Annotated in this window: 10 protein-coding genes; 4 read left to right on the forward strand and 6 right to left on the reverse strand. The window is 36.3% G+C overall.

Features of this window, described 5'->3' with window-relative positions; translation table 11 throughout:
- Positions 1-204: 204 nt before the first annotated feature.
- The 4 genes from BLT30_RS06145 to rlmN form a co-directional block, all read right to left on the reverse strand.
- Complete coding sequence (locus tag BLT30_RS06145; protein WP_089872370.1) at positions 205-1,086, reverse strand: hypothetical protein; 882 nt, start codon at positions 1,084-1,086, stop codon at positions 205-207.
- A gap of 9 nt (positions 1,087-1,095) precedes the next feature.
- Positions 1,096-1,608 carry a 5' nucleotidase, NT5C type gene (locus BLT30_RS06150; protein ID WP_089872372.1) on the reverse strand — a complete coding sequence of 171 codons (513 nt, stop codon included), beginning with the start codon at positions 1,606-1,608 and terminating at the stop codon, positions 1,096-1,098.
- A gap of 104 nt (positions 1,609-1,712) precedes the next feature.
- Positions 1,713-2,432 (reverse strand): YoaK family protein, encoded by a 720-nt coding sequence (locus BLT30_RS06155; RefSeq protein ID WP_089872374.1) that lies wholly within the window; start codon positions 2,430-2,432, stop codon positions 1,713-1,715.
- Between the two features lies 1 nt (position 2,433).
- Complete coding sequence (rlmN, locus tag BLT30_RS06160) at positions 2,434-3,474, reverse strand: dual-specificity RNA methyltransferase RlmN (RefSeq protein ID WP_089872376.1); 1,041 nt, start codon at positions 3,472-3,474, stop codon at positions 2,434-2,436.
- A 318-nt stretch (positions 3,475-3,792) separates the two neighbouring features.
- Between rlmN and BLT30_RS06165 the strand changes: the two genes are divergently transcribed.
- On the forward strand, positions 3,793-6,051 hold the full coding sequence (locus BLT30_RS06165) for a GAF domain-containing protein (RefSeq protein ID WP_175487133.1): 2,259 nt from the start codon (positions 3,793-3,795) through the stop codon (positions 6,049-6,051).
- 161 nt (positions 6,052-6,212) lie between these two features.
- Here the strand turns inward: BLT30_RS06165 and BLT30_RS06170 are convergent, their stop codons facing one another.
- Complete coding sequence (locus BLT30_RS06170) at positions 6,213-7,895, reverse strand: T9SS type A sorting domain-containing protein (protein ID WP_089872380.1); 1,683 nt, start codon at positions 7,893-7,895, stop codon at positions 6,213-6,215.
- Between the two features lie 191 nt (positions 7,896-8,086).
- Between BLT30_RS06170 and BLT30_RS06175 the strand changes: the two genes are divergently transcribed.
- Positions 8,087-10,036 carry a tetratricopeptide repeat protein gene (locus tag BLT30_RS06175; RefSeq protein ID WP_175487134.1) on the forward strand — a complete coding sequence of 650 codons (1,950 nt, stop codon included), beginning with the start codon at positions 8,087-8,089 and terminating at the stop codon, positions 10,034-10,036.
- A gap of 5 nt (positions 10,037-10,041) precedes the next feature.
- A complete protein-coding gene (locus BLT30_RS06180) occupies positions 10,042-10,713 on the forward strand; it encodes a response regulator (protein WP_089872384.1) in 672 nt (223 codons plus the stop codon).
- Positions 10,714-10,715: 2 nt separating this feature from the next.
- Here the strand turns inward: BLT30_RS06180 and BLT30_RS06185 are convergent, their stop codons facing one another.
- Complete coding sequence (locus tag BLT30_RS06185) at positions 10,716-11,918, reverse strand: Pycsar system effector family protein (RefSeq protein WP_089872386.1); 1,203 nt, start codon at positions 11,916-11,918, stop codon at positions 10,716-10,718.
- 227 nt (positions 11,919-12,145) lie between these two features.
- Between BLT30_RS06185 and BLT30_RS06190 the strand changes: the two genes are divergently transcribed.
- Positions 12,146-15,814, forward strand: coding sequence for a metallophosphoesterase (locus BLT30_RS06190; protein ID WP_089872388.1), 3,669 nt, complete (start codon positions 12,146-12,148; stop codon positions 15,812-15,814).
- Positions 15,815-15,817: the final 3 nt, after the last annotated feature.

Genomic DNA, 15,817 nt, shown 5'->3' on the forward strand with positions numbered 1-15,817 from the left:
TTTCGGAGCAATACGATACAACTTCTATTCACTTTTCCAACCCGATTTTTTCAACGACTCCAAAAACAATATGAATGGGAGTCAATCAGGGCTATGTTGAGGAGAAGTCTATCGATTGACCAAAAAAATAAAAAAATTAGCAGAAATATTAATCTAATATCTAATATCTCACTTCTATATCTTTTTATTATTCTACAAATATAATTATTCTAAATCTTTAAATGGAATAAAATAGAGACTTTGAGGCACTTTTTTGATTTTGATGCTGAATCGCTCTCCGGAAATATAGATTCCTTTTTCACCAGCCGTAATTCCTTCTATCTGCCCGACATTATAGGCTCTTCCAAGAGAATACTTTTTTAATGGCTTGTTAAAGAAAAGATTTCCGGTTTCATCTTTTTCAAAGGTCATCAGATAAACCGACGCATTTTTGGTGTAACCAACAACGTATAACTTGTTTTCAAAAATAGAAGCATCCGTTACAACAAAGCCTGTGTTAAAGCTTTCCAGTTTTTGGGCAGGCTGGTTTTCTGTCAGGTTTTTATCGATTACATAATGCGAAACAGTGTTCGTGATCCATTCTTTGGTAAAAAGATGAATATTCCCATCGAGGAAGATCATCGCCTCTGCATCAAAATTATTATTGGTATTTTTCGGAGTGAAATCGGTCTGCTCGGGATAAAAAAACGAGATGGTCTTAATCGAATCAACAATCAGAGAATCATTTCTAAAAGGGATTTGATAAACTTTCAGATCTTTTCTCGTTCCCAGATTATTCCCGAATTCTCCAACGTAAAAATTTCCCCCGTCATTGGTAATTGCCTCCCAATCGATATTTTTCAGACCAGTTTGAAAAGTCTTTGCTATGTGGGAGCTTCCTGCTTTTATTTCAAAGATTTCGCTGGTGTTTCCGCTGTCGTTAAAAGAAAATAATCTTTCGCTAATATTCGTCAAACCAGAAGATTCTCGCAAAGAGTCACTCAAAACAGCGATCTTGTATTTTTTGAGATTCAGGGATTCAACTTTTTGTGCAGAAACCTGAAGACCAAATAGAAAAATTAATAAATAGAAAATCTGTTTTTTCATAGCACGAACTTACAGAATATTCATAACATCATCCCATCCAGAAACTCTTATCGAATTCTCAACAATAGAATTAGTATTATGTGGCTGTGAAAATAATATTCTTTGCCCTGGGAAAAGATCCAGGTTTTTTGGATGATCATCAATCATGATATCACCGATGATAAAATCTTTTCGTCCGCAGAAAATCATCTGTTTCCAGCTGATAAAGGGGAAGTGCTCTATTAGCCATTCTGCTTTTTCTGTAAGACTATTCGGGAATTCGGTTGCTGAAGAAACAATTAGAACGTTATATTTTTCGTTGAGATATTTTAAAACTTCAACTGCTTTTTCTACAACTGGAACTGTCCTGAAAAATCCTTTGGAATTAACATCTTCCAAAAAATTCGGAAAAGCTTCTGCTTCCGGAAGTCCGCTAATGTTGTCCCAAAGAATCTGGTTGCTGTTTCTTTTGTATTCGTAATCGATAAAATGTTGGTTGGTATTGGCAAGAACGCCGTCCATATCTACTAAAATCGTCTTCATATTGTAAAAATAGGAATTGATCTCCTGAGAAGGAAATTTAATGGATTAAAAGATCGTTAAGGAATTATTGCCAATTCTGGGGAATTAGATTTGAGAATAATTCTTTAAAGATGTTTTCTTTTGATAAGAAGTATCCTGATCTTTACAAAATCATAGATAAGCCCTACCAAAAGTATTGAACTCCCCAAAAACAAGGTCCGAATCCCAAAATATTTGTATAGAATACCACCAATGATCCCACCCAAAAAAAACATCCAGATAATGGTGAGACGCAGTTTGATGGATTTGACCAACTTGGTTTTATGCTCTTTGTCCTTGTAGAAGAAAAGTTGGGAAAATTCAATTCCCATGTCGGTGAAAAGTCCCGTGAGATGGGTTGTTCTTACAACAGAATGAGAAATGCTTGTTACCAGGGAGTTTTGCATCCCCATTGCAAAAAGAAGACATAACGCAATAATGTCAGGAGAGTATTTTATCAGAAAATTTCCAAAAATACCAATTGATAAAAGTATAACAGCTTCTGTAAAGGTTGGAATGATATATACAAGGTTTTCCCTGATCCTGGAATAGATCTCGACCATAAAATTGGAAAAGAATGCTCCAAAAAAGAAGAAAAAAATATACAATGCCGTATGAAATGCCTGGGTAAATCTGAGTGTAAAAGCTTCATCTATAAAGTAGGCAAAATGTCCTGTGATGTTGGTTGTCAGCTTACTGACAGCCATAAATCCAACAACATTTACCAAGCCGGCAACAAATGACAAGAGGGATGCAAGTCCCAAATTATGTTTGTCGGTTCTTGTTTTTCCCTTATGACTAAACATCTCAAATGATCTCGGTTGATTTATTTGCCAATTGTCCACATGCCGCATCAATATCTCCGCCCCGGCTTTTTCTTACAACGATTGTGATGCCTGCTTTTTCCAATTCTCGCACGTATTTTTGCTCAGCTTCAATACTTCTATGGTCAAATTTTCCTTCGCCAATTGGATTGTATTGGATGAGATTCACTTTGCTTGGAACTTGTCGGCAATATTTGATCAATGCTTTGATATCTTCGTCTCCGTCGTTGATTCCTTTCCAGACACAGTATTCAAAAGTAACTGGAGAACCAGTTTTCTGATACCAATATTGCAGAGAATCCATAATATCGGTCAGAGGAAACTTCTCAGAAAAAGGCATTATTTCGTTTCGTTTATGCTCAATTGCGGAGTGGAGGGAAAGCGCTAATTTCACTTTCAGTTCTTCATCGGCCAGCATTTTTATCATCTTCGGAATTCCGGATGTTGAAACGGTGATTCTTCTTGGCGACATTCCCAAACCGTCCGGTTTTGTGATTTTATGGATCGCTTCTACAACGTTTTTATAATTCATCATCGGTTCGCCCATTCCCATAAAAACGATGTTTGTGAGCGGTCTGTCAAAATATTCTCTACTTTGGCGGTCGATCAGCGCGACTTGGTCCACTATTTCTGCGACCTCCAGATTTCGCATTCTTTTGAGTTTGGCTGTTGCACAGAATTCACAATTCAAGGAACATCCGACCTGAGAGGAAACGCAGGCTGTACTTCTGGTTTCGGTAGGAATCAAAACAGATTCTACCATTAATCCGTCGTGAAGTTTTACGCCGTTTTTTATCGTTCCGTCCGTCGATTTTTGTAATAGATCGACAGCGATCGGGTTGATAAAAAAAACACGCGAAAGATTATCTCTCAGACTTTTGGAAAGATTCGTCATCTCATCAAACGAATGCAGATTCTTGCTCCAAAGCCAATCATAAACCTGTTTTGCACGAAAAGGTTTTTCACCAATTGTGCTGAAATGGTCTTTTAACTGATCAAGGGAAAAGGTGCGGATATCTTTCAATGTTTTCTGAAATTTTTTGCAAAGATACGGTTATTGTAACAATTTTGAAATCGGCTAATGAAACGATAGATATATCTAATAATCTTAAAATTTGTAAATTTGAAATAAAGATTTTAATTCTAACTTTTACATTGATAAATTGTTACAGATTTGATTTTAATTATATCAAATAGAATTAAAGTATTATGAATTTTAAATCGACTTTATTAATATATTCTTAATTCTTACATTTGCATTGATTTTTACCCGATGAAGTTCCAAGCCTTTTACGACAGCCCATTTATATTGAATTTTTCTTTTGAAAAACTCATCCAGAAAATGGAAGCAGAAGCTTCCGATAATCCAGAATATGCGCTTTCTCATCAGAGGATATTGGATAAGACCAAAGAATTCCCCGAGCTTTTACACGGCATCACGAATCTTGATTTTTTCGAAAAAAATGAGATCTTGATGAAGGAGCTTCTCCGTGACCTTTTCCCTCCAATGTTGACGGAAAATGAGATCAAAGCTGTCAGTTTTCCTTTTTACAATTTCTTTTTCAATCCCACAAAAAGATTTGAGACCATAATCAAAAAAGCAGGTGACAATTTTGATATGATCATCAAGGATATGGACCCGCATCGCTTTTATGTGATGAGTTGTTGCATTATCCTGAATGATTTTTATGATGTTCCGCTGAATGTTTCGATGCCTTTTATTTTCGATATTCCCAATGAAGATGGCGTCATCAAGCATTACAGATTTTTGACGAACGCTGATTTTATGGATGTCAATCCATTGGAAAACTTCAAAAGATTGACGGCGGAAGAAATTTCAGAATTGCTCGATAACTTCGAAGATTATGAATTGTGGAAAGAAAAGTTTCCACCAGAAAGCTGGGAACTGAAAGGGTTTGCGGTCGTTAATTTCTTCGATGCAACGACTGAAATTGCGATTTCAAATCTTAAAAGTAAATTAATAAATCTTGAGGACGATAAAAATCTCAAGCCGGAACTCAACAAAGTTTTCCGTTCGATTTTTCAGGTTTCTGATCTGGAGGTTGGCTTTACATCTATTAATCACGATGAAAACAAATTTGTTAGAAGTCCGATCAATGGCGTGATCGACAGTTTTATTCTGTTGGGAAACTCGCAGGATTGCAAGAACGAATTGCTTTGCGAGAAGAATTTTAACACACTGGTAGAATCCAAAAAATTCTTCAGTATTTCTGATATAGAGCGGACTTACAAAGAATTTCCGGATAGCCAGATGGCAAAACATTTTTACGAAGCCGGAATCAAAAGTGCGATTTTTGCGCCGATCATCAAGAACAAAAAAATTCTCGGGATCATTGAATTGATCTCAAGGAAAAAAATGCTGAACAGCATCAATGCTCAAAAAATGGAAATCGTGATGCCATATCTGGAAGATACGATGGACAGATTGTACGACGGTATCGAAACAAGGGTACAAGCAATTATTCAAAGAGAATACACATCGATACATCCAAGTGTTTATTGGAAATTCCGGCAGGAAGCGGAACGCCACATCGGGTTTTACAGAGAAGAATTTGATTTGCCTTACAGAAAGATCACTTTTGAAAATCTGACACCACTTTTTGGACAGACTGATATTAGAAATTCTTCGGTTTCCAGAAATCTGGCGATCAAAAAAGATCTGGAAATCAATTTGATGCTGATTTCTGATGTTTTCAAAAATCTGATCTCTGATAATGATTTGACTGAGGTCAATGAAAAATTAATCAGATTTCAAAAGCTTTTGAGCAAAGATTTGCGCGCTGATACAGAAAGTCAGGTTCAGAATTTCATTTTGTTTGAGGTTCATCCTTTGCTGGAGTCGATAAAACTTCAGAATACGAATTATAACCAAATCATTACAGATTATCACAAACAACTGGATTCTAAAACCGAAATGGTTTACAATTTCCGTAAGAAGTTTGATGAGAGTCTGTCTTCAATCAACAAAAACCTTGCTGATATTCTGGACAAAAGACAGGAAGAGCAACAGCATAGATTTCCGTTTTATTACGAGCGTTTCAAAACCGACGGTGTGGAGCATAATATGTACATCGGTTCTTCTATTGAGCCGGATCTGACCTACGATCCGATTTTCCTGAAAAACCTTCGTCTGTGGCAATTGCGAGTGCTTTGTGAGACAGAGATCGAATATGCAAAACACAAAGACAGATTGGCTTATCCGCTGGATGTTGCGTCTCTGATCTTGGTGTACAGTACGCCAATTAGCATCCGTTTCAGAATGGATGAAAAACGTTTTGATGTGGACGGAAGCTACAATGCACGTTACGAAATGATCAAAAAACGGATCGATAAATCCTTGATTAAAAATTCTGACGAACGCATCACTCAACCCGGGAAGATCAGTATTATCTATTCTCAGGAAAAGGAACGTGAAGAATATCTGAAATTGATAAAAATCCTTCAGAACCAGAATTTACTTTCATCAATCGAAGAATTGGAAGTTGAAGATTTGCAAGGAATCAATGGTTTACGGGCTTTGCGTGTTGCTGTGAATTATGATACGAAGAATGTGGATTATGATTTTATTGAAGAGGTCTAGCGAATTTCATTATCCATTTTGTATTTGAAAACCCTGTAATAATTTTATTTCTGCGATTGATCAGTAGTACTGCTTAATTATTAGAATAATATAAGGATAAATTATAAAAAAAACAGATTGCACTAACAATCTGTTTTTTTTATAATTGCAAAAATCAATTTTTATTTTTCGACAAGGATCTTTTTAGCAGTTATTCCTTTAGAAGTAATGATCTGGATCAGATAGAATCCGGCTTGGAGTTCTTTTACATTCACTTCTGGTTTCTCGTTGCCAAAGATTTTATGGGATACAAGCTGTCCGGCTGCATTTATTATTCGGATTTCCTGAACTTTTTCATTCTGCTCAGTTCTAATGTTCAAAATGTCTTTCACCGGGTTCGGATAGACTTGTACAGATGCAGATCTTGAACTGTCATCGATTACGGACATAGTTCCATCAGCATAGAAAAGTGTTATGTTTGGTGTGTAAAGCACAGGATAGCCTTGTGGGGGATTCATTGCATCATAAGGTTCATCATCCCGATCGCTATATCTGGAGTAGATTGGCGATTCTGAGAATGTACTTATAAAAGTTGACCAAAGTACCATTTGCGGGTGACTCTTGTTAGTATAGACCACCAAATTTTTTCCAGTGTAATTGAATTCTGTCTCTAACGGGATATAAAGATTGTTGAATCCTTTTTTGAAATTCATTTTTCCATTATAAACAAGTGTAAAGGATGCTGGATCAAGCCAGTCGGAAGAAAGATCCTCTTGGTCGGTCTCAGCAAGATAAACCTGGATGGGAATATCACTGTTATCTTCATCAAACTGGCAAGTGTATTGGATACCTGTGATCTTTGAATTGCTGTTATTTATTTGTTGCGATGTGTACATGGTCTGTCCCAGACTGTAATGTGTGAAAAAATTGAACGGGATGGAATGTTGCAAAGCAAATGAACCGTTACCGATCTGAACATTTTTAATATCATCTTTCAGGATGTTCACGGATAGAGTTCTCGACTGATCATTGTTTGGATTCACATCGTCTGAACTTTCTACAACGGCATAAATTGATTTTTGGGAAATATCGCTGTTTTGTGGTGTCCAATTTAGAAATATCTGAGATTTCTCCCCAAAATTAACTGGCTCTCCGGATGTGCTTGCCAGCACTGTTCCATCATTAGATTTAAGTTTGACGGTGTAATTACCCTGTATCTCCTTACCTCCATTGGTAACTTCTACCACAAACATGGCAGGTTTTCCTGCATTTATAGTGGTATTTCCGGTTATATTGGTTACGAGAAGGTCTTTGTTGGCAACATCTTCAATCTTTACATCATCCACTGCCCAGCCATTTATGAAGAAATTATTGCCATCATAACGGAAGGCGTATTGCATCTCAGTTGCTCCTTCCGGTGCCGTAACAAAATATGTAAATCTATCCTGAGGAATATTAAGCACGCCCAGGGGCTTTTCCCAAAGTGGTTGCCATGTTTGCCCACCGTCAAAAGTCACATCCGCACCAACTGTTTCACCGGCATCACCTGCAAAGTTGATAAGATACTGATCATAAGATAAAGCAAGCTGCTTATGCCCTGTAATATCAATTTTAGGTGAGATCAAACGGCTAAGCCCAACCTGCATTCCGTATGTCATATAAAGTTCGGGAGCTGTCCCACCGGAGATCTGAGAATTATTGATAGACCATCCTGGTGGCTGTTCGGCATCTATTACCCAACCTGCTGGAATACCACCCGGCGCATAGCTGAAATTTTCGGAATAAATCGTTTGCTGACCATGGACATTTCCGCTGAATAACAAAAACAATGGTGAAGCTGATAACAAAGTAAAGATTTTCTTCATAATTACAATTTTTTATGATTAATGTTTTACAAATTAAAATCATAAATTTTTCTAAAACAATTCGGGGTTTGTGCTAATTTTTTGATAATAAAATAGGTGTTACCACTTATTTTATATACCAATTAATGGAAAATGAAATTAATTTAAGGATTAAACCTCATATTTGTATGGCTTTTTGGAATTGGCACAAAATGAATCGAATCAGAACATATAGAAAACAGAAGAATAAAAGATGTTTTATTTTTTTTCAAATCATTACTTTTTTACTGGTCATCTTTGTAGTGTCATGTCATTCTTCAGATAAAGATGAGCAGGATCTGTCAGGATCGTTTAAAGATCAATTTGAAGAAATCCATAAATTGGTTTATGAGGATCCTTCGCTGGCCCGCCAAAAATCAAATAAGATATTACAATCGATTTCTCTCCAAGATGAAAAATCAAAAATTATTTGCCTGAAGTATATTGGTTCTTCATATGCTTTTGAAACCAATTATTCCGAAGCGATAAAATATTATAAACAATCGCTGGATTTGGCAGATAAGATCAACTTTTACTACGAGATTGCCAACCTGAACAACAACCTGGGAACTATTTATAATGAACTTGGTAATTACCGTTCTGCCTATATCTATTTTATAAAAGCTTTGGAAAACTACGATCTGGCAGGCAATCAGCAGAAAAAAACAGGAACACTCAATAATATTGGGCTTACTTATCTCAACCTGAATAATCAGGAAAAAGCACTCGGCTATTTCCATAAGGCGCTCCACTCCAGCAACTCTAATAAAGATACCATTCTGGCGTCAACCATTCTTAACAATATCGCCATCTGCAATTTCTCAAAAAAACAGATGAAACTGGGACTGGAAAACCTGAATCGTTCCATTTATCTTTCAGAAAAGACAAAAAATATTTATGGAACTTGTGTGTCTTACCAGATTCTTGGAAATATGTTTCTTACGGAAAATAAACTGGACGAAGCATATGAGACCTATTCCAAAAGTATCAATATTGCCAAAAAAGCCAACCTGATACATTTGCTCGCAGTTTCTGAGATTGGTATTTCCAGAGTTCTGTTGGGACAGAATAGAGTAGAAGAAGCTTTACGTTATGCTAATGATGTGATGCGTGTTTCCATTGATAAAAAAAGCCAGTCACTAAAAACCGATGCGTATCAACTTCTTTCCAGCATCTATGAGAAGAAAGGAGATTTCCAAGGCAGCTTGAAAGAATATCAAAACTATGTGACGGCCAAAGAAGAGCTTAATAATAATACCGTCGTCAACCAAATTTACGATGTAGAAGTGGATTATCTCAATCAGCTCAACAAAATGCAGCAATTGGAACTGGAAAAAAAAGAATTGGCGATCAGTAACAAAAATATTTGGTTGTTCTTTTTGTCTATAATGTTTTTGATGATTTTCGGTGGTTTATATCTTTTGTATAGAAATCATCAAAATAAACAAGAAGTCAAACTTCAGAAAACAATTATCGAATTGACGAAGAAAAAATCCAATGCTGCATTGGAAGCGGAGATTCAGGAAAGAAAAAGGATTGGAAGGGAATTGCACGATAGTTTGGGCTATTTGCTTTCTCTTGCAGGGCTCAATGCCAGTGTTCTTCAAAAACGAAAAGATATTTCCGATGAAAAAAAGAATGAACTTCTGAACTCTTTGATGGAAAGCATCAATGATGCTTTTGATGAAGTCCGCAGTATTTCCCACAATCTCGCACCATCACTTCTCTCAGAACAGGGACTGAAAGGTGCTTTGAAAAACATCTCGGACAGAGTCAATCAAAGTAATAAACTGAAAATGAGTTTTGATACTTTCGGACTTAATCATAAATTAGATGACCTGATGGAAAATGTACTTTACCGCACATTGCAGGAAATTGTGAATAATACGATAAAACATGCTGAAGCTTCTGAACTCTTCATCCAGATCGCGAAGGACAATAATCAGATTACATTGATGGCAGAAGATAACGGAAAAGGCTTTGATATAGAATCATTAAAAGATAAATCCAGCTTTGGATTGTCGCATATCAGATCTTGGATAGAAAATCTGAATGGGACGATTCATATTGATTCTAAATTAAATAGAGGGACAATCATAAGTATTCTAATCCCAATCGAATAAAAAATATGTTGAGCGAAAAAATAAGGGTTTTAATTGTGGATGACCATCAGCTTATGATAGAAGGTCTTAGGTCCCTTCTTGAAGATGAGGACAGTATTTCCTTTGTAGCTGGTGCTACTTCGATGCAGGAAGCGATGACTTTCCTGGAAAATAATAAAATTGATGTCATCTTGATGGATGTCAATATGCCGGATTCTTCGGGAATAGAAATTACAAAAAAAGTGAAGGCGCTTTTTCCTCAGATAAAGGTTGTTGCGCTTACGATGCACGATGATATCTCTATTATTTCCAAAATGATAAAGGCTGGAGCATCTGGTTATGTTATGAAAAGAACAAATATGCACGAAGTTGTCGATGCACTGAAAATTGTTTATAAAGACGGAAGGTACCTCAGCCCGAGTGCGCAAAATATCATTATGGATAATCTCATGAGCCCAGATGAATTTATGGATCACAAAGAAGAAACGAAACCTCTTCTTTCCGCAAGAGAACTTGAGGTTCTGAAACTCATTGCAAAGGAATATAGTAATGAGCAGATCGGGGAAAAGCTATTCATTAGCGAACGAACTGTCGAAGCCCATCGAAGAAATATCTTCATCAAAACCAAAACGAAATCGATCGTGGGGCTTATAAAATATGCTATAAATGAGGGGCTTGTGTCTTTTGGTTCTGATTGACCCTATATTGTCACACTTCTGAAAGCAATCACAAAAGCAATTACGGAAGCGATAATTCCGATGGTGAAAACCGTGTAGGTCAATCGCAGTAATTTGTATTTTCTGTTCAGAACAATTCCAAGATAATAGAGGTCTTTTATCATTGTATCGTAGAGATATTGTCGGTCTGCCATCATTTCCTTCATTGCCCAGAGATATTCTTCCATTGGCATTTTGTAGAAATTTCCAAAGAAGAGTAGGTTCACTTTTTTCTCTTCAATTTCCTTCCTCGTAAACGTTCCGCTGGAAACTTTTGGTCTTGTGGACATTATGGCCAAAATAATACAGGCAACGCTAGACATTATCATGATGAAAGTCGGAACGATCAAATGCGAATTACTCGGCGCATCCAGTTTAGGAATGAGCGTGGAAAGTGCTACTGAAATGATAATAGCATTTACAGAAAGTAAAATATTCGCTTTGCTGTCGGCGATTTGGCTGAGTTTTGTATGATTGTTCAAAGTCACACGGAACATTGTTTCGATACCACGTTCCGGCGATTCCAGTTTTTCCAGTTTCTTTTTATTCAGAAGTGCTTTGTCATTATCCTCAGAAGCTTTTTTCTTTTTCTCTTCTTTCAGATCTTTAATACTGGAAAGGATCCTATCCACATTTTTCTCCTTTATCGGTTGCCAGTTTTCTTTGGCATATTTGGTATAAAACTGATGTTTCGAGAAGAAAACAATATTAAGTTCAGACCATTGTTGTTTACTGAATTTCTGATGATGGACCTCTTTGATCTCTTGTCTCAGATTCTCACAGATCCTGAAATAATCATCCGAAGCCAAGTGATAGAGATCCGCATCTTTTATCACTTCTTCCAGATGATTTTTTGGTTTGTAGAACTTGTCTGTTGCCAAAATCAATTCTCCGATTTTCGCGATCCTCTCTTCGGAAAACTGATGTTGTCTTAAAAAATCAGAAGCTATTTTTCGGCTTTCTTCCTCATGGTTCTCAGCGTCATCTACATAGCCCAAATCGTGAAACCAGCCTGCCAAAAGCAGATTTTCTGTGTCTTCCGGATTGATGTTTTCTTCCTTTGCAAGGATTTTTATTTTATCCACAACTTGGATCGTGTGGTCAAGATTATGATAAGTATAGACAGAAGATAATTTGTCTTTGAGCAAATTTTTCGCATAATCTTCCGAGATCTTCAAAATATCCATAAAGTCAATTTACAACAAATTTAAGAAAGTATAATGGCTTTTAAATTTTTAATTTTGTTAAATATTGTTAGAGTTTCAGTAATTTTATCAATATTTATTTAAAGATATTAAACTCACTTTGTTTAGTTTTATTGTCTTGGCTGATAATCAAGGTGCGAAGCACCGAAATATTGGTAGAAAATCCATAAAAGAATCTAATAAAGGTGCGAAGCACCGACATATAAAAAATGAAGAACATCTATTATTTCTTTTTAATTTCATTGACTGCCGTTTCCTGCGCAGTTCAAAAAGCGGATTACGGAAAGAACGTCAAAAATTTTGAAAAGAATTCAACCATAAAAGACAGTATTATTCACACATTTTATTTGGTTGGCGATGCCGGAAATCTTGACCAGGACAACGCTTTTCACAATATGAATATTCTAAAAGATTCATTGTCCAAAGCTTCTGAAAATAGCACGATTATTTTCCTTGGCGATAATATCTATCCGGACGGAATGCCAAAAAAAGAAGATAAAGAAAGAGGTTTGGCTGAGAAAAAAATGGATAACCAGATCTCATTGTCCAACCAATTCAAAGGAAAGACGATTTTCATTCCGGGCAATCATGATTGGTATAACAACGGAATCAAAGGTCTGAAACGTGAAGAAGATTATGTGACAGAAAAATTTGGAGACAAAAATACATTTGCACCTAGAAACGGTTGTCCAATTGAAACCAGAAAAATCAACAAAAAACTAACATTGATTTTAGTTGATACAGAATGGGTTTTGGCGGACTGGAACAAGAATCCGAATATCAATGAAAAGTGCGACATCAAAACCCGCGAAGATTTTTACACAGAGTTCGAAGACCAATTGAATAAAAATCAGAACAAAACAATCGTTGTTGCAACGCATCATCCTTTGATTACACAAGGTTCTCACGGTGGATATTATTCTTGGGAAAAGCAGATTTTCCCTTTTGAGAATAAATTTCCATTGCCTGTTTTAGGTTCAATCATCAATTTGACAAGAGCAACTGGCGGAATCACACATCAGGATATCAGCAATCAGAATTATAAAAATTTGTCCGATAGGCTTAAAACTTTGATTGGCGGACGGAAGAATGTGGTCGTAGTTTCCGGTCACGACCACAATCTGCAATACATCGAGCAAGGCGACATCAGACAGATCATCAGCGGAGCAGGCTCCAAAACCGAATCTGCAAAAGCGGTTAAAGAAAATGATTTTTCATTTGGGAAAAATGGTTATGCTGAACTGAAAATTTCAAAATCAGGAAATGCTGAAGTTAGTTTTTATAACCTTGATCCGGACAAATCGGAATTATTGTTCAGGAAAACAGTTCTTGGGAACGAAGAAAAAGCTTCTAAAGATTATCCGAAAAATTTCTCAGAATATACGAAAGCTTCGATTTACGACTCATCGATGACCAAGAAAAGTAAGCTCTACGAATTTCTTTGGGGAAAACATTACAGAGATTATTATTCTAAAAAAATCGGTGTGAAAAATCTGGCTTTGGATACGCTTTTCGGAGGTGTAAAAACCGATAGGGCAGGAGGTGGACATCAAACCAAGTCGCTTCGTCTGGAAACCAAAGCCGGGAACGAATATGTCATCAGAGCGCTCAAAAAAAGTGGAGTGAGATTTCTGCAGGCTGTTGCGTTCAAAAATCAATATGTTGTAGATGATTTTGACGGAAGTTATGCAGACAAATTTTTACTGGATTTTTACACGACTTCTCATCCTTACACGCCTTTGGCAATTGGTGAAATGTCAGATAAATTGGGAATTCGTCATACGACACCGGAACTTTTTTATATTCCGAAACAGAAGACTTTGAAAAACTTCAATGACAATTTTGGTGATGAATTATATTATCTCGAAGACCGACCAATGGAAACCGAGGAAAACCCAAACAAAGTTATCGGAACAGACGAAGTCATCATGAATCTTGCCAAAGATGAAAAGTATAAAATGGATGAAAAATCCTGGATAAAAGCACGCTTGTTCGATATGCTGATTGGCGATTGGGACAGACATCACGACCAATGGAAATTCGAAGAGAAAAAAGAAAACGGAAACGTGATTTACAGCCCGATTCCGAAAGATAGAGATCAGGCATTTTCAAAATATGACGGACTGATTTTGTCCTTAGTAATGAAAATTCCGGACCTGCGGCATATGCAGGGATTTGATGAAAAAATCAGAGATGTGAAGTGGTTCAATCGTGAACCTTATCCTTTGGATTTGGCTTTCACAAAGAATTCTGGTGAAAAAGATTGGCTTGATGTTGCAGATTTTATTCAAAGCAACTTAACTGAAAATGATATCAGAAAAGCATTTGAAAATCTGCCGAAAGAAACTCAGGATAAAGTTTCCGAAGATTTGATTCAGAAATTATTGATTCGTAAAGACGATTTGAAAAAGTATGCTTCGGAATATGTTAAATTCTTAGAAAGAAAAGTGATGCTGACAGGAACGGACAAAAAAGATAAAATTGTTGTCACAAGATTGCCAAACAACGAAACCGAAGTCAAAATCTATCGATTGAAAAAATCAAGTGAAGAGCTGGAATCTTCCAAGATTTATTCCGGAAAAGAAACCAAAGAAATTTGGATTTATGCTCTTTCGGATGATGACGAATTTGTTGTGGAAGGACAATCAAAATCGAGTATCAAAGTCAGATTATTAGGTGGTTTGGACGAAGATAAATACATAGTTTCCAATGCTAAGAACTTGAAGATCTACGACTATAAGAGCAAGAAAAATAACTTTGAAAACAAAGGAAATGCAAGCGTGACTTTAACTGACGATTATGACGTCAATCAATATAATTACAAAAAACCGAAATATAACAGCACTCTTGTAATGCCAAATCTTGGTTTTAATCCGGATGATGCGCTTTCTTTTGGTGTTGTCGGAACTTATATTGTGAATAATTTTGTGCAAAATCCTTTTTCCCAAAAACATCAGATAAAGGCCAATTATTTTACAGGGACCAAAGGTTATGAATTGGCTTACCAAGGGATTTTTCCACAGTTGACTGGTGGTTGGTTTTATGGTTTTGATGCTAGAGTTACGAGTTCACATTATATCCGAAATTTCTACGGAATTGGGAACGAAACGGTTAATTTGAATGAAGAATTTGGAAACCGATTTACGAATGTGAGAGCGAAAGAATTCGCATTTTCTCCGTCTATTAATTGGAACAAAAATGCATCAACTTTCTCTGCAAAACTGAAATATGAAGTGCTGAAGATCGATAAAACAGCAGACCGTTATATTTCTTTGCCAAATGTTGTAAACGATGATGTTTTCCAATCAAAACAATTTGGAGGAGCGGATGTATCCTTTAATTATGAAAATTATGATAACAAAGCCAATCCGAAACTGGGAATGAAATTCGATATCAAGGCAGTTTACAATATGAATCTTGAAAATACGGACAAACAATATACTTCGTTCGAAACCGGACTTGGGTTTTTACATTATTTAACGACAAATAAAAGATTGGTCTGGTCTTCTTATGCGAAAGCAAAATGGCTCTTCGGAAACGGTTACGAGTTTTATCAAATGTCAACTTTGGGTGGAAATAATGATTTGAGAGGTTTCAGATTCAATCGTTTTTACGGGAAGAATTCTTTCTTTCAGACCACGGATTTGAAATATGAAGTCGGGAAAATAAAGAACTCGATCTTACCTTTAAGTTATGGATTTTTCGGTGGATTTGATTTAGGAAGAGTTTGGAATCCGAATGAAAGTTCCAACAAATGGCACAATTCTTATGGTGGAGGATTTTGGTTGAATGCAGTTGACGCGATTTCTTTGAATGCTTCTTATTTCAATTCTTCTGATGGTGGAAGATTAGTTATTGGAATTGGTGGAACTTTTTAAAAT

Origin of the sequence: Epilithonimonas hungarica, from assembly GCF_900102265.1 — a bacterium.
Classification (GTDB): domain Bacteria; phylum Bacteroidota; class Bacteroidia; order Flavobacteriales; family Weeksellaceae; genus Epilithonimonas; species Epilithonimonas hungarica.